The 14013-nt window shown below is 74.2% G+C and carries 9 protein-coding genes; 1 reads left to right on the top strand and 8 read right to left on the bottom strand.

Annotated features, from left to right (window positions below):
• Positions 1-69 precede the first annotated feature (69 nt).
• The 3 genes from O7633_RS29150 to O7633_RS29140 form a co-directional block, all read right to left on the bottom strand.
• Positions 70-2628, bottom strand: a complete 2559-nt coding sequence (locus O7633_RS29150) for a bifunctional GNAT family N-acetyltransferase/acetate--CoA ligase family protein (RefSeq protein WP_282324679.1) — start codon at positions 2626-2628, stop codon at positions 70-72.
• A 31-nt stretch (positions 2629-2659) separates the two neighbouring features.
• A complete protein-coding gene (locus O7633_RS29145) occupies positions 2660-3841 on the bottom strand; it encodes an acetoin utilization protein AcuC (protein WP_282324678.1) in 1182 nt (393 codons plus the stop codon).
• A gap of 104 nt (positions 3842-3945) precedes the next feature.
• Positions 3946-4794 carry a sulfurtransferase gene (locus O7633_RS29140; RefSeq protein ID WP_282324677.1) on the bottom strand — a complete coding sequence of 283 codons (849 nt, stop codon included), beginning with the start codon at positions 4792-4794 and terminating at the stop codon, positions 3946-3948.
• A gap of 156 nt (positions 4795-4950) precedes the next feature.
• On the opposite strand from O7633_RS29140, the gene O7633_RS29135 reads away from it, so the two are divergent.
• Positions 4951-5634, top strand: coding sequence for a metal-dependent transcriptional regulator (locus tag O7633_RS29135; RefSeq protein ID WP_178063916.1), 684 nt, complete (start codon positions 4951-4953; stop codon positions 5632-5634).
• A gap of 65 nt (positions 5635-5699) precedes the next feature.
• Here O7633_RS29135 and O7633_RS29130 read toward each other — a convergent pair whose 3' ends face one another.
• The 5 genes from O7633_RS29130 to O7633_RS29110 all read right to left on the bottom strand — a co-directional run bounded on the left by O7633_RS29130 (position 5700) and on the right by O7633_RS29110 (position 13950).
• Complete coding sequence (locus O7633_RS29130; protein ID WP_074473964.1) at positions 5700-6251, bottom strand: hypothetical protein; 552 nt, start codon at positions 6249-6251, stop codon at positions 5700-5702.
• A 136-nt stretch (positions 6252-6387) separates the two neighbouring features.
• The gene (locus O7633_RS29125; protein ID WP_282324676.1) at positions 6388-6630 is read right to left on the bottom strand and encodes a DUF5522 domain-containing protein; all 243 of its coding nucleotides are present in this window, start codon (positions 6628-6630) and stop codon (positions 6388-6390) included.
• A 110-nt stretch (positions 6631-6740) separates the two neighbouring features.
• On the bottom strand, positions 6741-7421 hold the full coding sequence (locus O7633_RS29120; RefSeq protein ID WP_282324675.1) for a class I SAM-dependent methyltransferase: 681 nt from the start codon (positions 7419-7421) through the stop codon (positions 6741-6743).
• A 130-nt stretch (positions 7422-7551) separates the two neighbouring features.
• Entirely contained in the window at positions 7552-8505 is a 954-nt protein-coding gene (locus O7633_RS29115; RefSeq protein WP_282324674.1) for a DUF2332 domain-containing protein, read from the bottom strand.
• 135 nt (positions 8506-8640) lie between these two features.
• Positions 8641-13950: a vitamin B12-dependent ribonucleotide reductase gene (locus O7633_RS29110; protein WP_282328677.1), complete on the bottom strand. Its 5310-nt coding sequence runs from the start codon at positions 13948-13950 to the stop codon at positions 8641-8643.
• Positions 13951-14013: the final 63 nt, after the last annotated feature.

The raw sequence follows: 14013 nt of genomic DNA, 5'->3' as shown, positions 1-14013 counted from the left end.
TGGGCGCGGGCCCAGCGGTGTTAGGAGGGGGCCCTTCCTATACAAAAGGCGTTAACAGGGGGCCCTTCCTTACAGGCGGCGGGGGCCCGTGTCGGGGCGGGCGCCCGCCGCGCCGACGCCCACCGTGGCGTGCAGCACCGAGATGCCGTCGGGGCGGGCCAGCACCGGGTTGAGGGTGAGCGAACGCACCCGGGGCTGCTCGTCGGCGAGCCGCCCCACCCGCAGCAGCAGCTCCGCCAGGGCGGCCCGGTCCACCGGCGCGGCCCCCCGGTGCCCGCGCAGCAGCGGCGCGGCCCGGGGCGCGTCGACCAGCTCGGCGGCGTCGACGTCGGTCAGCGGCACCGCCCGCCACGCCCGGTCGCCGAGCAGCTCGGTGGCGACGCCGCCGAGGCCGAAGCCGACCACCGGCCCGAACGCCGGGTCCTCCACCAGCTCCACCACGCAGGGCACGCCGGGCGGGACCATCGCCTGCACCAGGACGTCCGCGCCGAAGACCGCCGACATCTCCGCGTACGCCCGGCGCACCGCCGCCGCGTCGGCCAGGTCGAGCCGGACCGCGCCGAGGTCGAGGCGGTGCCGCAGCCCGGGGGCGGCGGCCTTCAGCGCCACCGGGCAGCCGAGCGCCCCGGCGGCGGCGACCGCCTCGTCGGCCGACCCGGCGCGCACCGACGGCACCACGTCGATCCCGTACGCGCCCAGCAGCCCCGCCGGGTCGGCCCCGTCGGCGCGCAGCGCGGCGGCCGCGGCGGCGGGGTCGACGCGGGGCAGCTCGGGCAGCGCGCCGGTCGGCCGGCGCAGCCAGTCGGCGTACGCGGCGACCCGGGCCAGCGCCCGCACCGCCTCCTCCACGCTCGGATACGCCGGCACCCCCGCCGGCACGCGCCCGGCGAGGAAGGTCGCCACCACCGGCTTGCCGGCGTCGAGCGCGCCGGGCAGGGCGGCGGCGAAGTCGGCCCCGGTGTCGGAGAGCTGGCCGGGCAGCGGCGGGGCGAAGACCGCGACGAGGGCGTCCACGTGCTCGTCGGCGGCGGCCGCGCCGAACGCGGCGGCGAACTCGGCCGCCCCGGCCCGGGGGCCCACGTCGGACGGGTAGCCGGCCGCCACCGTCAGCCCCTGCGCGGCGCAGGCGGTGGCGGCCAGCCCGGTCAGCGCCGAGGAGTTGCCGACCACGGCGACCCGCCGCCCGGCGGGCCGGGGCTGGTGGGCCAGCAGCACGCCGACGTCGAGCAGCTCGGCGACCGTGTCGACCCGGATCACCCCGGACTGGGCGAACAGGGCGTCGACCGCGACCGCGTCGGGGCCGGGCGCGTCGCCGTTCAGGCCGGGCGGGCGGGCCGGGGACGCCAGCGCCACCACCGGCTTGTCCCGGCCGATCCGCCGGGCCAGCCGGGCGAACTTGCGCGGGTTGCCGAACGTCTCCAGGTACAACATGATCACGTCGGTGCCGGGGTCGTCCTGCCAGTACTGGAGCAGGTCGTTGCCGGAGACGTCGGCCCGGTTGCCGGCCGAGACGAAGCTGGACAGGCCGAGGCCCCGCCGGGCCGCCTCGGCCAGCAGCGCCACCCCGAACGCGCCGGACTGGCTGAAGATGCCCACCCGGCCGGGGGCCGGCAGCGCGGGCGCGAGGGTCGCGTTGAGGCGTACCTGCTCGGCGGTGTTGGCCACGCCCAGGCAGTTCGGGCCGACGACCCGCATCCCGGCGGCGTGCGCGGCGCGGACCAGGGCCCGCTGGGCCGCCGCGCCGTCCGCGCCGGCCTCGGCGAAGCCGGCCGAGATCACCACCAGGCCGTGCGCGTCGGCCGCCGCCGCGTCGGCCACCACCGCGCCCACCGCCTCCGGGGCCACCGCGACGACCGCCAGGTCGATCGGGTGGCCGGCGTCGACCGCCGACGGGTACGCGGGCAGCCCCGCCACCGTCGCCGCGCTTGGATGCACCGGCACGACCGGCCCCGGGTAACCGCCGTCGCGCAGGTGCCCGAGCAGGGCCGCGCCGACGCCCTGCCCGGTGGCGCTCGCCCCGTAGACGGCCACGCCCCGGGGGGCCAGCAGCCGGGCGATGGAGCGGGCCTCGGTGCGGTGCTCCCGGCCCCGCTGCACCGCCAGCGTCGCCTCGGTGGGTGCGATCGGGAAGCTCAGGTGCACCACGCCGTCGGCGTACTGGCGTTGGACCTGGTAGCCGAAGTCGGCGAAGACCCGCAGCATCGCCCCGTTGGCCGGGAGCACCTCGGCGACGAAGCGCACGATCCCGACCCGCCGGGCCGCGTCGGCCAGGTGCTCCAGCAGCACCGAGCCGATCCCCCGCCCCTGGTGGGCGTCCTCCACCACGAACGCCACCTCGGCCTCGGGGGCCTGCGGGCCGAGCCGCTCGTAGCGGCCCACGGCGACGATCCGCCCGGCGGCGAGCACCACGAACGCCTCCCGGTCGACGTGGTCGACGTGCACGAAGCGGTTCAGGTCCCGCTCCGGGATGCGCGGGTACGGCGAGAAGTAGCGCAGGTAGCGGGTGCGCTCCGAGAAGCGGGCGTGCATCGCCACGATCCCGGGCGCGTCGTCCGGGCGGATCGGGCGCAGCCCGACGGTGCTGCCGTCGCTGAGCAGCACGTCCACCGGCTGGTCGACTGTGGTCACCGGTTCCGGCCCCTCCCCGGGCGCAGCCCGGTCAGTCCCGCGGGTCGTGCGGGTCGAGGCCGAGCAGCGGGAACACCGCCTTGCGGGTCGCCGCGATGGCCCGGTCCACCGGGTTCGGCTCGCCGGTCGGCTGCCACGGCGCGAACGCGGGGTCGGCGTCGTCGGTCATCCGCAGCGGCACCTCCCGGCCGGGGCGGCGGGCGGCGGCGAGGCCGCGCCAGCCCGGCGGGGTGAGCGTCGCCGGGTCGATCGGGTCGCCGGTCGCCACCGCGAGCAGGTGGGTCCAGGCGCGGGGCACCACCTCGACGAGGGCGTACCCGCCGCCGCCGGTGGCCACCCAGCGGCCGTCGCACAGCTCGTCGGCAAGCGCCCGCAGCGCCAGGTAGGTGGCGCGCTGCCCGTCGACGCTCAGGTGCAGGTCGGCGAGGGGGTCGATGCGGTGCCCGTCCGCCCCGCACTGGGTCACCAGGAGCTGCGGCCGGAACGCCCGCAGCACCGACGGCACCACCGCGTGGAACGCGCGCAGCCAGCCGGCGTCGTCGACCCCGGGCGGCAGCGGCACGTTCACGGCGCTGCCCGGCGCGCCCGGGCCGCCCGTCTCGTCGGGGAACCCGGTGCCGGGGAACAGGGCGAGCGGGGTCTCGTGCAGGCTGACGGTGAGCACCCGGGGGTCGTCCCAGAAGATGGCCTGCACGCCGTCGCCGTGGTGCACGTCCACGTCGACGTACGCGATCCGCTCCGCGCCGAGGTCGAGCAGGCGGGCGATGGCCACCGCCGGGTCGTTGTAGACGCAGAACCCGGCGGCGCGGGCCGGCATCGCGTGGTGCAGCCCGCCGGCCACGTTGACCGCCCGCCGGGCCTCGCCCCGCCACACCGCCTCGGCGGCGGCCACGGTCGCCCCGGCGACCAGCGCGCTGGACTCGTGCATCCCCTCGAAGACCGGATTGTCCGATGTGCCCAGCCCGTACCCGGCGAAGAGCGGGTCGCGGGGTGCGACGCGGACGGCGTCGAGGTAACGCGGGTCGTGCACCCGGGTCAGCAGGGCGTCGTCGGCCGGCTCCGGCCGGACCAGCCGCACCCCGGGCCGGCCCAGGACGCCCAGCTCCCCGGCGAGCGCGACGGTCAACTCGACCCGCACCGGGTCGAGCGGATGGTCACCCATGTCGTAGGCGAGCAGGGCCTCGTCCCACACCACCACCGTGTCCTCGGACATGGGGTCATCGTCGCACGGGCCACCGCCGCCGCCCACCACCCGCGCTGCCGCCGTGGCCGGTGTCTCCCTGGTCGGCGGCCCTCCCGGCCGCCGGGCACCGGCGGTCAGCCGCCGGTGGCGACGGGGCGGGACGGGTCGGCCACCCAGTTGCTCCACGATCCGACGTAGAGGGCGGCGTCCGGGCGGCCCGCCAGGTGCAGGGCGAGCACGGCCTGCGCGGCGGTCACCCCGGACCCGCAGTACGCCCCCACGGCCGCGGCGTCGGCCACCCCGGCGGCGGCGAACCGCTCCCGCAGCGCCGCGCCGGACGGGAAGCGGCCGTCCGGGCCGACGTACTCCCCGGCGGGCAGGTTCACCGCGCCCGGCACGTGCCCGGCCACCGGGTCGACCGGCTCGTGCTCGCCCCGGAAGCGGGCCGCGGCCCGCACGTCGAGCAGCGTCCCGTCGCCGGCGGCGGCGAGCGCGGCGGCCGCGTCGGCGTCGAGCACCGGCAGCCCGCCCGGGCGGACGGTCACGTCCCCGGGGGCCGGGGTGGGCACGTCCGTCGACACGGGCAGGCCGGCGGCCACCCAGGCCGGAAAGCCGCCGTGCAGCACCCGGACCGGCCGGTGCCCGGCCCAGCGCAGCGTCCACCAGGCCCGCGCCGCGCCGAGGCCGTCGCCGCCGTCGTACACGACGACGGGGTGACCGGCGCGGACCCCGGCGGCCCGCAACGCGGCCTGGAGGGCGGCGGGGTCGGGCAGCGGATGCCGGCCGGCCGCGCCGGGCGGCCCGCACAGCGCGGCGTCCAGGTCCACGAAGACCGCGCCCGGCAGGTGACCGGCGGCGTGGTCCTCGCGGCCGGGCGGGCCGGCGAGCCGCCACCGGACGTCGAGCAGGGCGGGCGGGTCGGCGGAGTCGAGCTCCGCCGCGAGCCGGTCGGCCTCGACCAGCGGCTCCTCGGTACCGGACATGCCGTCCAGTGAACACCATTCGGGCGGTCACCTCGCGATTCGGCGGCGGACGATCTCCAGTGGCCGGGGTACCATCGACCTCCGGGAGGTCGCCGACGTGAAGCACCTGGTCGACACGAGTGGGCGCGGAACTGCCTCCGCCGAGAGGGGGAATCGATGCGCCACGATCTAGTGGACACGACCGAGATGTACCTGCGCACCATCCTCGAACTCGAGGAGGAGGGCGTCCCGCCGTTGCGCGCCCGGATCGCCGAGCGGCTGCGCCAGAGCGGTCCCACCGTCAGCCAGACCGTCGCCCGGATGGAACGCGACGGGCTGCTCACCGTCGAGGGCGACCGGCACCTCGCGCTCACCCCGCTGGGCCGCGCGTCCGCCGTGTCCGTGATGCGCAAGCACCGGCTCGCCGAGCTGCTGCTGGTCAACGTCATCGGGATGCCCTACGAGGAGGCCCACGAGGAGGCCTGCCGGTGGGAGCACGTGATGAGCGACGCGGTCGAGCAGCGGGTGTACGACCTGCTCAACCGCCCCACCCGCTCCCCGTACGGCAACCCGATCCCGGGCCTGGAGGAGCTGGGCACCCCCGAGCAGCCGACCGACCGCAGCGACGGCGAGCGCAACCTGGCGTTCCCGGGGCTCACCGGCACGGTGGTCGTGCGGCGGATCTGCGAGAGCGTGCAGACCGACGCCGACGTGCTGCGGCAGCTGCACGCCGCCGGGGTCGACCCGGGCGCGACCGTGACCGTGGCCCAGGAGCGCGACGGCGTCTCCATCGACCGCTCCGGCGACCGGGTCCGGCTGCCCCGCGAGGTCGCCTCCCGGGTCTTCGTCGCCGCCCGCTGACCTGACGCCGCTCCCCGGGCCCGGCGGGAGGGCTCCGTCCGGTGCCCCGGCGCCGGCGCGCCAGTTCACAGGGCCCGGGTGTCGACCGTCCCCGCCAGCGCGACCAGCTTCCCGGCGACCTCCTCGGCCGCGTCGCGCCCGGCGCCCTTCGGCAGCGTCCAGCGCAGCACGGCCAGCCGGTCCTCGGTGGCCAGCCAGCCCACCTCGGCGACCGGCCCCTGCCCCTTCGTCGCCGCCCCGGTCCGCCGGTAGGCGACCTGACCCAGCCGGCTGACCTTCCGGGCCCCCGCGGGCCGCACGTCGGCCGTGAAGTCGGCCACGCCGATCGACGTGTCGGTGACGGCGAGGGTCAGCTCCGGCAGCAGCGCCCGCTTCGCGCGCAGCACGCAGGTGCGGGTGTCGTCGCGCGCGCTGGCCGCCGCCACGTCGAACCGCTCCCCGGTGTGCTCCTCGACCACGGCGAAGTCGAGCAGCCGGCACGCGCCGCCGGAGGACGCCGCCGGCACGTCGACCACGACAGGCGCGCCCCGGGGCACCGCCACCGGCTCCGCCGCCTCCGCCCCGCACCCCGCCACCAGCAGCGTCGACACGCCCGCCAGGCAGATCCAACCGCGCACGCCGACCTCCGCGCCTCCCGGCGGTTCCCGCCGATGTCCGCCCGACACCGTACGGGTTGTCCGCCTCGGGCGAAAGCCCACGGTCCGTGGCGACCCGCGCGGGCCGAAGCCCGTCGACGGCGACACCGGCGCAGGATCAGTCGGCCACGTACGGGCAGTGCCGGCAGCCCCGCCCGCAGCAGGTGCCCCGGCGGGCCAGGAAACCGGCGGTGAGCACGAACAGGCCGGTCTCCGGATCGGGATAGCCGGCCTGCCCCGCCGCGAGGGCGGCGGCATGCGCGGCGAGGACCCGCTCCCGGTGCGGGTGCTGCGGCGACAGCCGCGACGGGTGCGGCTCGGTCAACGGCCGGTCCGCCAACGGCACCCGCTCTCCCCCCACCGCCGCAGTGTAAGGAAGGGCACCTTGTTAACGCATTCTGCATAGGAAGGGCCCCTTCCTAACGCCCGTCGCCGCCCACCCGGCGCGCCCGCCGTTCGGCCCGCCGCCGGCTACGTCGGGTCGGCGTGACGGGGCCGGCGGGCCAGCAGGTACGCCTGGGGGCCGCGCTCGTAGCCCTCCGGCTCCCGGACCAGGCGGGCGTGCACGGCGAACCCGGCGGCGGCGAGCTGCGCGGCGATCCGGTCCGGCGGCAGCCAGTGCACGTCGTAGGAGACGGTGTGACCGTACGCCTGCTCCAGGCGGATCCGCTTGTCGCCGGCCTTGAACGCGAGCAGCAGCTCGCCGCCCGGGGCGAGCACCCGGTGGAACTCCGCGAAGACGGCCGGCAGCGCCTCCGGCGGCAGATGGATGATCGAGTACCAGGCGACGAGCCCGGCGAGGCCGGCGTCGGCCAGCGGCAGGGCGGTCATCGAGGCGACGGCGAAGCGCACCCCCGGCCAGGATCGGCGGGCCACGGCGACCATCCCCGGGGAGAGGTCGAGGCCGACGACGTCCAGCCCGAGGCCACGCAGGTGGGCGGTGATCCGGCCGGTGCCACAGCCGGCCTCCACGACCGGCCCGGACGTGGCCACCCGGGTGGTCCCACCACCGCCGACCAGCTCGGCGAAGGTGGTCAGCAGGGCCCGCTCCAGCGGCTTGTGCCTCAACTCACCGTGGACCAGCCGGGCGTAGTCGACGGCCACCTCGTCGTACGCGGCGCGGGTCTCCCGCAGCCAGTTCGGTTCCCCCATGACGGGCGACCCTAGCCGCCGGACAGGACGTGCTGCCCGAGTGCCGCGCGCCGAGGCGGGCCGGGTCAGAAGGCGGTGGTGCCTCAGCGGGGAACACCCTCCGCCGCTCTGCGTGACCCCGCGCGGGGCGTCACGCGAACCAGGTGACCGCCTGACCGTGCGGCCTCGTCCAGGCCAGCGGCGTGCCGTCCAGCGCGAGCACGTTGTGCAGCGCCCCGTCCGGTGGCTCCGGCAGCGCGCCGTGCCCCAGCACCTCCGGGGTCTCGTTGGCGAGCCAGTGGCCGGGCAGTGTGCGTACCAGATCGGCGAAGGCCGCCCGGCGCGGAGCCGGCACCAGGTAGAGCACGCTGGTGTGGAACACGACCAGGGTCGCGCCGGCGGGCGCCCGCGCGGCAAGCGCCGGCAGGTCGTCGACAAGATCGCCGCGGACGAGCAGCGGCGGGTCGGCCGCCGCGACGGCCGAAGCGGCCCGCAGCCGGGCGCGGCGGTGGGTGTGCTCGGGCCAGACGAGGGCGTCGAGCCAGGCGGCGTCGGCGGGGTCGGTCACGTCGAGGGGGTTCAGGTCCAGCCCGGCCCGCCACACCACCTCGGGCCGGCGGGTCGGCGGCGCGACGCCGGTGAGCGCGCAGTCGAGGACGGGCTCGCCGTCGCCGATCCGGTGGTCGCCGTAGCGGTAGGAGTACCGGTCGGGGTAAAGGCACAGCCCCGCCGACGCGCCGACCTCCAGCAGCGCGAGGGGCTGCGGCAGCGTGGCCAGCACCGGCAGGAGCGCCGCGCACCGCCCGGCCTCGTTGGTCTGGGTCGCGCGGGTACGCAGCTGCGCCGCGACCGCCGGCCAGTGGGCCGCCGCGAACTCGCCGAACCCGGCCGGGTCCTCGACCGGCCCGCCGAGCAGCCGGACGACGGCGAACAGCAGGTTGGGCTGCCGTTTGGCCGCCGGCACCGTGCCGAGCAGGGCGAGCAGTCGACCGTCGCGGGCGACGGCGTGGGCCAGCCGCTCGTACGCGGGAGACACGCCGCGCGCCTCGCGGTCGGCGAACTCGACGTAGCTGGCGGCGACCGCCGCATCCACACCTGTCGTCATCGCCGAAGGCTAGCCGCTCTGCGGGGTGTGAGAGGGGCACCCCTCTCTACCGTAGGCGTTAACAAGGTGCCCTTCCTTACACCGACAGGTCGAGCCCCGGGCGCTGGCGCGCCCGGGGCTCGACTGCTGCCACACTCAGCTACAGCCGCTGGTCGACCCGCAGCCCTCGCAGACGTAGCAGCTGCCCGCCGGGCGCATCTTCGTGCCGCAGGTGAAGCAGAGCGGCGCGTCGGCGGCCTTGCCGATCACGGCCTCCAGCAGCTCAGTGCTGGAGCCCACCGACGGGGCCGGCTTCGCGGCGGCGACGTCGGCCAGCTCCTGCGTCGGCTGGGCGACCGCCCCGACCGTGGCCGGCTGGCCCGGCGTAGCGGTCTCCGGCGACTCGACCGGCGCGGAGGCCGCCATCGCGGTGAGGTCCGCACCGCTGACCGTCGCGCTCTCCGCCTCCGCCTCGGCCCGCAGCTGGGCGGCCCGCTCCTTGGCGGTGAAGATGCCCAGCTCGGCGCGGCGCTCGTACGGCAGGAAGTCCAGGGCCAGGCGACGGAAGATGTAGTCCATCACCGAGGCGGCCATCCGCACGTCCGGGTCGTCGGTCATGCCGGCCGGCTCGAAGCGCATGTTGGTGAACTTGCTGACGTACGTCTCCAGCGGGACGCCGTACTGGAGGCCGATGGAAATGGCCACCGAGAAGGCGTCCATCACGCCGGCCAGGGTCGAGCCCTGCTTCGACATCTTCAGGAAGACCTCGCCGAGGCCGTCGTCCGGGTACGACGAGGCGGTGAGGTAGCCCTCCGCGCCGCCGACGGAGAAGCTGACGGTCTCCGAGGGCCGCTTCTTCGGCAGCCGCTTGCGCACCGGGCGGTACTCGACGACCTTTTCGACCACCTTCTCGACGGCCTTCTCCGCCTCGGCCGGGGCCTCGGTCGACGCGGTCGCCTTGTTGGGCTTGGCCACCGACAGCGGCTGGCCGACCTTGCAGTTGTCCCGGTAGATCGCCAGCGCCTTCAGGCCGAGCTTCCAGCCCTCGAAGTAGATCTTCTCGACGTCCTCGACGGTCGCCTGCTCCGGCATGTTGACCGTGTTGTGGTTCATGATGCCGTTCGCCACGAAGGCGTGGGTCTCCGGCACCGAAAGGTCGAACACCTCCCGCTCACCAGCATCCACGACGGAGTCGACGGGCGAGAAGTGCAGGTTGCCGTCCAGCACCTGGCGCAGCCACCCCGGCAGCACCACCCCGTCGAGGGAGGCCACCCGCTCCACCGTACGACGGGTGACGTGCGTGGTGCGCTCGTCGAGGAGGAACGCGAAGCTCGAACGGTCACCGCGAACGCCGTCCCGGCCCGGCTTTCCCGCCGGAATGAGGTTGTAGAGTTCCCGCCCGGTGATGCCGGGCACGACATCCGCCGTCCCCGTGCCGTAGGACTGGGCGAGGTAATGAGCGGCAGCAGCGGCCTTCTCCGGCTCCAGGAACGGCACCATGCTCACCAGGAGCTGCCCCTGGTAGCCGGCGGCGTAGACCTCGTCGTACGACTTGCCGTACTCGGAGTTGAACTTGCTCACCCGGCCGTGCACGACACCGAGGTTGGTCAACACGGCCTGCAGGTCGTCCAGCAGGGCCGGGCTGTCCAGACAGATCGCCCACTTCGGCGCGGTGGCCGTCGTCACGCATGCGTCGAGCGCGAGGCCGCGCAGGAAGGCCAGCACCATGTCGCGAGGGGAGCGCAGCACCGCGTCGGGGATCCGCTTCTCGGAGGCTCGCGAGCCACAGCCGAGCTCCGTCATGAACTCCACGACGGTCTTGGATGACAGGACCACCGCCGGGCACTTGCCAGGCTGCCGGTCGATCCGGGCGGTCAGCCCGAACACCGACTGCCAGGCTGCCTGGATCCGCTCCAGCACCGAGTCGACCGAGTTGGTGATGGTGATCGTCCAGTTGCTGCGGCTGGTGTGCCCCTCGGCGGCGTACGCGCCGAGGAGGAGTGCCAACTCCTCCGTCATCTCCTGCGGCAGCGTCACCGAACGCTGGTTCCCGTAGGACCGCGAGGTCACCACGTCGCGCAGGCTCGCCGGGACGGACGACCACAGGTCGGCACCGTACTGGGTGGCGACGTGGTCACCCGGCTGGAGTTCACCCAGCGTCTTCCAGACCAGTCCACCCTCACCAGCGGTGAGCAGCCGGTGTGGATAGGTACCGGTCACCGAGTGCCCTGAGCGGAGCGTGGCCGTCCGCACCGGACGTACCCCGCCGTAGTAGAACGCGTCGGTCTTGCGGTCACCGTCCAGGGAGGAGATCTTGAGGAACTCCGCCCGGAACGTGTCCTCCGCCTCACCCTGGTAGAGGCTGCCCATTCGGACAAGCCCGTCCCCGGAGGCCACCAGGGTCTCCCCGACGACGCACTTGGAGATGGCGCCCGAGATGAACGGCTGGACGGCCGCCATCATCCGCACGTGCCCCATCGGCGCGATGGACCGCTCGCCCATGGCGCAGTCGAAGACCGGGTAGTGGTCCGGCTTGAGGCCGGGGGCGTCCACCACGTGGCCGTGGTCGGCGATGTGCTCGACGATCGCCTCGACCTGCTCCTCGGGGTAGCCGAGGCTGCGCAGGGCGCGCGGGACGGTCTGGTTGACGATCTGCATGGAACCGCCGCCGACCAGCTTCTTGAACTTGACCAGCGCCAGGTCGGGCTCGACGCCGGTGGTGTCGCAGTCCATCATCAGGCCGATGGTTCCGGTAGGTGCGAGCACCGCGGCCTGGGAGTTGCGCCAGCCGTGCTTGTCACCGATCTTGTTGCCCTGGGTCCACTGCTTCGTGGCCTCCCGGACGATCGCGGTGGCGACCGTGCTCGTGGGCTTGATCTCGTCGTTGGCGGCGGCGTGCTTGCGCATGACCCGCTTGTGCGGCTCGGCGTTGCGGGCGTAGCCGTCGTACGCGCCGACGATGCCGGCCAGCTCGGCCGAGCGGCGGTACGCCGTGCCGGTCATCAGCGAGGTGATGGCGGCGGCGACGGAGCGGCCCTGCTCCGAGTCGTACGGCAGGCCCGAGGCCATCAGCAGCGCGCCGAGGTTGGCGTACCCGATGCCGAGCTGCCGGTACGCGCGGGTGGTCTCGCCGATCCGCTCGGTCGGGAAGTCGGCGAAGCAGATCGAGATGTCCATCGCGGTGATGACGAACTCGACCGAGCGGACGAACTTCTCCACCTCGAACCCGCCGTCGGCCCGCAGGAACTTCATGAGGTTCAGCGAGGCCAGGTTGCAGGACGAATTGTCCAAATGAAGGTATTCACTACATGGGTTAGATGCGGTGATTCGTCCGGTTTCCGGGCAGGTGTGCCAGTCGTTGATCGTGTCGTCGTACTGGAGGCCGGGGTCGGCGCACTCCCACGCGGCCTGGGCGATGGTGCGGAACAGCTTCTTGGCGTCGATGGTTTCGATGGTCTGCCCGTCGAGCCGGCCGCGCAGGTCGAAGCCGCCGCCGTTCTCCACGGCCGACATGAACTCGTCGGAGACGCGCACCGAGTTGTTGGCGTTCTGGTACTGCACGCTGACGATGTCGTTGCCGCCGAGGTCCATGTCGAAGCCGGCGTCCCGCAGCGCGCGGATCTTGTCCTCCTCGCGCGCCTTGGTGATCACGAACTCCTCGATGTCCGGGTGGTCGACGTCGAGGATGACCATCTTCGCCGCGCGCCGGGTGGCGCCGCCGGACTTGATCGTGCCGGCGGAGGCGTCCGCGCCGCGCATGAAGCTGACCGGGCCGGAGGCGGTGCCGCCGGAGGAGAGCAGCTCCCGGGAGGAGCGGATCCGGGACAGGTTGACCCCGGAGCCGGAGCCGCCCTTGAAGATCAGCCCCTCCTCCTTGTACCAGTCGAGGATCGAATCCATCGAGTCGTCGACGGAGAGGATGAAGCAGTTGTGCACCCGTAGGTTGCCGGCGAGGAACTCGCCGCTCTCCGTCTGGATGTCGTAGACCTCCATCGCGCCGAGCGGCTCGATGCGGTCGATCTCCAGCCGCTTGACGCCGCCGGCCGACCGGCCCGCCTTGGCGAAGCTCTGCTCGAGCTTGGCCATCTTCTCCGCGCCGACGAAGCCGATGTGGGTGGCGAAGAGGTCACGGTCGCCGTCGTTCTGGATCCGGACCGACCAGCAGCCCTTACGGTTCGGGCGCGGGTCGGGCTTGTGCGCGACGCGGGAGAAGATCCCGAAGCGCAGCAGCAGGCTCTGCACGCCCCGGATCAGCTTCTCCGAGACCATGTCCACCGCAACGAGCGTCGAGTGCTCGCGCGCGGAGACGTAGCCCTCGGCCTGGAAGATGCTGCGCAGGTACGCCGCGACGACCGGCAGCGGCGCGGTGAAGAGTTGCCGCGGCACCTCCATCTCGACGCCGCGGGTGAGCAGGTCCCACTTCTGCACGAACGGGCGCAGGTGCTCGCCGTAGAGGCGGGTGCGGCGGCAGTCCAGCTCGTCGCTCTGCGTCGTCACCGTGCGCTCGTGCCGGTGTGCGCCGCCGAAGACCTCGTCGAGGGTGACGGTGACCCAGTCCAGCTCGTCGTCGTTGACGGTCATCGCCTCGATCGTCAACGACCGGTTCGTGCCCTCGTCGTACTGCCCCACGAACCCGTCGGACTGCAGCCAGCCGGCGAGCGCGGCCTCGCGGATCTCCCGCAGGTCGATCTCGCTCTCGCCATAGGCGTAGGTGCGGTGCCATTCCAGCTTGTCGCCGGGCGCGAGCGTGCCGGCCTCGACCCACTGGCCCGTGCCGTCGCCCGTGCTCTTCCACACCACGTGGTCCGGCGTGACGTCGAGCTGGTAACCCGCCTTGGTGTGCAGCCGGACGACCTCGCGCACCCCGTTGGCCTTGACGGCGACGATCCTGGTCAGGCCGTTGCCGTCGTACACCTTGGCCCCGACGGCGTTCCCCTCGACCAGCTTGCCGATCGGCACCAGGCCGCCGGGGGTGCTGACCAGCGAGTCGTAGGGCAGACACGCGCTGACCTGCTGGGGCGAGGGCGTGCCGACGTTGAACCAGACCGGCGAGTTGAAGCTGAACACCTGGTGCAGCAGCATCCAGGTCAGCTCGTGGCCGAACACCTCGGCGTCGGCCGGGGTCGCGAAGTAGCCGTGCTCCTCACCGGCGGCCCGGTAGGTGCTGACCACCCGGTCGATGAGCTGCCGCAGCGACCACTCCCGCTCGGGGGTGCCCACGGCGCCCCGGAAGTACTTGGTGGTGACGATGTTGGCCGCGTTGACGCTCCAGGACTCGGGGAACTCGACCCCGCGCTGCTCGAAGTTGATCGAGCCGTCCCGCCAGTTCGTCATCACGACGTCGCGACGCTCCCACGTCACCTCGTCGTAGGGGTGGACCCCCTCGGTCGTCCACACCCGCTCGACCTTCAGGCCGGTGCTGGCCTTCGTCCGCGTCCGGCTTGCTGTCACGCCGTCCCCCGCCATCTCATCCGCCCCCTCGTCTGCGCGGTCACCCACCGCGCGTCCAAACTGTCAGAAACCAGAAAA

The sequence above is a fragment of the Micromonospora sp. WMMD712 genome, assembly GCF_029581295.1.
Classification (GTDB): domain Bacteria; phylum Actinomycetota; class Actinomycetes; order Mycobacteriales; family Micromonosporaceae; genus Micromonospora; species Micromonospora carbonacea.
Note: the sequence above shows the minus strand (reverse complement) of the source record. Positions and strands in the feature narration are given on the sequence as shown.